The sequence below is a fragment of the Aquabacterium sp. genome, assembly GCF_004297345.1.
Lineage (GTDB): Bacteria > Pseudomonadota > Gammaproteobacteria > Burkholderiales > Burkholderiaceae_C > Aquabacterium.
Genome location: NZ_SCTN01000216.1, coordinates 1 through 3,005 on the forward strand (window position 1 = coordinate 1; position 3,005 = coordinate 3,005).

3 protein-coding genes are annotated in these 3,005 nt (G+C 55.0%); 2 read left to right on the plus strand and 1 reads right to left on the minus strand.

The window, feature by feature from the left end:
- The coding region (locus tag EPO09_RS07800) for a hypothetical protein (RefSeq protein WP_290641861.1) at window positions 1-1,292 on the plus strand (1,292 nt) is incomplete at its 5' end.
- A 69-nt stretch (window positions 1,293-1,361) separates the two neighbouring features.
- Here EPO09_RS07800 and EPO09_RS07805 read toward each other — a convergent pair.
- Complete coding sequence (locus EPO09_RS07805) at window positions 1,362-2,165, minus strand: hypothetical protein (protein ID WP_290641863.1); 804 nt, start codon at window positions 2,163-2,165, stop codon at window positions 1,362-1,364.
- Between the two features lie 286 nt (window positions 2,166-2,451).
- On the opposite strand from EPO09_RS07805, the gene EPO09_RS07810 reads away from it, so the two are divergent.
- On the plus strand, window positions 2,452-2,679 hold the full coding sequence (locus EPO09_RS07810) for a hypothetical protein (RefSeq protein ID WP_290641865.1): 228 nt from the start codon (window positions 2,452-2,454) through the stop codon (window positions 2,677-2,679).
- Window positions 2,680-3,005: the final 326 nt, after the last annotated feature.

The window sequence follows — 3,005 nt, forward strand, 5'->3', positions numbered from 1 at the left end:
CGGGGCATGAAAGCGAAGTTATTGAGCGCCTGATCCTGGATGCTCGGGAACGCTTCGTGACCCTTCTGAACACAGAGCAGGGCATGAAGCTCGCCAACGAAGTCAAACGAAAGCTAACCGATCTGGTCTACCCCTGGGCTACGCACTACATCGGCTACGAAGCGGACCCGCTGCTTGATATTTATTTTTTCGGTCTGGCTTCACTGCAGCTCCAGATGGAGGAGGGCTACGACAGTTTTCACTTCGCGACCAGATTCGGCGGCATCACCTATCAGACCTACGTTCTTGCATTGACGTTCGTGATCGCCAACTATGTGCGGCACGAAGCTTTCGCCGAAGCGCTGGTATCCAAGGACCGATCCATCGCACTGGAGAACGTACTCACGATCACATCTGACATCGAAGGGTTTGTCGCAGACATGCGCGATGCAGTGAACTTCTTCGGTGCTGAGTACGAGAGCTTTGAACAAATTGACCTAACTCAGGCGAGGGCTGTATTCGACGTTCTCTCATGTGGACGGCACAGCTTGGATCTGGTCTCTGCGCCTGGGGTGCCGATCCCATTCATCGTGCAGTGTTCCGACGAGGGTTTCATCCACTGCCCTGCGGGCGCCCGCGGTGAACCGCTTCGCTTCCTCCTGGAATCACTTCGTCATCATTTCCCAAAGGACTATGACCGCAACCAGACGTCCAGAGAGCGTGCTCTCCAGCAGGCGGTTCGGCGGATTCTGAGCAAGTCATTTTCGGGATTGGAATTCCGGGAGAATATCAAGGCAAAGGTTGACGGGAAGCTGCTTACGGACATCGACTTAGTCGTGATCGAGAAAGATAGTGGAACCGTCTTGCTGTGCCAGTTGAAGCACCAAGACCCCTACGGCACAAGCATCCACGCAGAGCGGACTCGTGGGGAGCGCCTTGTGAAGGAAACACTGTCATGGCTGGATGCAGCACAGACATGGCTAGGCAGCATAGGGCTTGAAGGACTACCGCAGGTGCTTCGTGCAGATTTTCCATTGCGTGAAGATGGGATCTACAAGCTCGTAATCGCCCGGCACTTCGCGCATCAGCTTAAGAACATCGCACCGTGTCAAGGTGCGCTCTATGCAACGATGGCGCAGTTGTTGGTTGCGGCAACTTCAGTTGAGCCCGGTGGACGTCCCAGTAACCTTGCCGCCCTACTTGGCCGCCTGATGCAAATACCTGAGTTTCAAGCGGCCTACGAACATCAGCCCGAGAACCAAACAAACTGGAAAATCGGTGATCTCCAGTTCGTCACTTATCAACAGGCGTGATATGTCACTCATCACTTGGCGGTATCGCCCAATTTCAGTTCAGGTAGTCCCACATTCTGCACGAGAGGGTTAGGTGTCAGTGCATTGCGCTTGGTGCTTCTCGTAGTCTTCAATCGAATCGAAGCCCGCAGGTACATGAGTCCACCCTCGGTCCTCCGGGCTGAATGCGAAATCGGCGATACGGTCAGGAAGTGCTGGCTGTGGAGTCGGCCGCCCCAAGTATGCATAAAAGAGGTGGTTGATCAGGCATTCACCGACTTGCCCACGCAGCTCATACCAGCGATCGTCTTCGTCACACCCTTCTTTTATCAACGACGTGCACACCCAGCCCCAAACCTCAACCTCGGCATCATCGATCGTCCGGCCCAGTTTGGCGAAGTGCTCTCGCGTGTAGTACTGTTGAGGATCGATATGCACGCCAAGCTTCACGTAGCAGTCGTACGCGACCTCAAGAAGAAGGACAAAGAAGTCTCGGCACATGGAAACTACGTCGTTGTCTTGCCGCTCCGGCGCGTTAGCACCCCTATCAAAGTAATAGAGGGACTTTCCACGATGGTGCATGGATGCAGTCACCGGGTATGGACCTCCATGGACGTGATCGTTGCGCGTGTCGAGAAAAAACTTGGCCAGTGGCTCGCGCTTAAGACGATCGCGATGAGGACCGTACCACGCCTCGAACCCTGGGAGGTGCTTGAATTGCTGCAAGGCTAACGTCGTCGTGCGCGCTGCAGAGACGTACGCGCTGAAGAGATAGTTGAAAGACGACGCTTCACTTGGCGGGTGGGCCATCTGTCGAAGAAAGAACTCTGTTTCAGCCGTCTTGGTATCGACCGTCTCAAAGGTGTGTTTTATGGGATTACGCGTCGAGCTCATGAGCAAATCTTGCCTTGAAATGCGGCTTGCCTTTTGCCGTCGCATCACATCTATGTAAATTGATGTCGAGGGTGTTCGAGCCTAGTCTAGATATAGCGAGCGTATTGCGACACGGGCAGATGGCCCATCAGCGGCGCAGAGATCGATGTCGTAGGCTTGCTGTTTGAACTGGGGCTGACTTCGCGATGAATGCACTTGATCTTGGGAGTGAAGGATGCCTTGATACACCGCGTGGAATGAATGCCTTGATCTTGGAACTACTGATCATGCGCGCGCGGAAGATGTGGTGCGTGCGAAGTTGCGCGCCATCAAGCACATCATCGATTGCTACTGCGCTGTGAACGACTTTCCATTGCCCAGCTTGGCGCAGGGCGTCCATGTGGATTCGTTGCGGCAGCCGAAACCAAGCAAGGATGCGCAGATTCGACAAGCGATTGGCTACCACTTTGCATGCGACGAGGTCAGCGTCTCGGTGCTCTATGACGCGTGTTCCCTGCTCAATGAAAAGCACTAGGAGGATCAGGCTTACCTTGCGGTGATGCTGACCTCTTCATCGCTGCTCAGGGAGCACCCTGAGAAGTTTCGGGCGACCTACTGAGTTTGAGACAGCGGGCGTCCGTTGCTGTCCATAGATGGTCTAGATCGTCAGTTTGCCACCCTCGTGATGGCCATAGTCGTGCCAGTTGCATTTGCAGTCGGTCCGTAGTCCAGAAGCACTAGGACGTGACCATCAGGACCCCTGGCCTTGGCCGCACAGGTCTCGGCAAATCCGTTGGCGCGGCGCGCAGAGAGCCTGTGCCATTGCTTTTGAAAGACCCGACGACGCTCCCGTTCGCGTCG